Origin of the sequence: Delftia sp. ASV31, from assembly GCF_016428765.1 — a bacterium.
Taxonomy (GTDB): Bacteria; Pseudomonadota; Gammaproteobacteria; order Burkholderiales; family Burkholderiaceae_C; genus Comamonas; species Comamonas acidovorans.
This window is the reverse complement of the sequence record NZ_JAELTK010000309.1, coordinates 1-304: the sequence shown is the minus strand read 5'-3', so window position 1 is coordinate 304 and position 304 is coordinate 1. Positions and strand designations below refer to the sequence as shown.

The window sequence follows — 304 nt, the reverse complement described above, 5'->3', positions numbered from 1 at the left end:
CCCCCCCCCCCCCCCCCCCCCCCCCCCCCCCCCCCCCCCCCCCCCCCCCCCCCCCCCCCCCCCCCCCCCCCCCCCCCCCCCCCCCCCCCCCCCCCCCCCCTTTTTAATGATACGGCGACCACCGAGAACTACACTGTTCGCATTTCGTCGGCAGCGTCAGATGTGTATAAGAGACAGGGGCTACACGGTCCGCTGACACCACTGCTGACAAAAACTGTCAGCATGGCCTCCTACAGTCGCTCCCATGGCCTTCTCGCCATGCATTCAAACCACTGGGAGCCTTCATGAACGACTCGATCAAGCC

Annotated in this window: 1 protein-coding gene; it reads left to right on the top strand. The window is 68.4% G+C overall.

From position 1 onward, the window contains the following. The coding region (locus tag JHD82_RS29565; protein WP_199140482.1) for a hypothetical protein at positions 1-196 on the top strand (196 nt) is incomplete at its 5' end. Between the last annotated feature and the right edge of the window lie 108 nt (positions 197-304).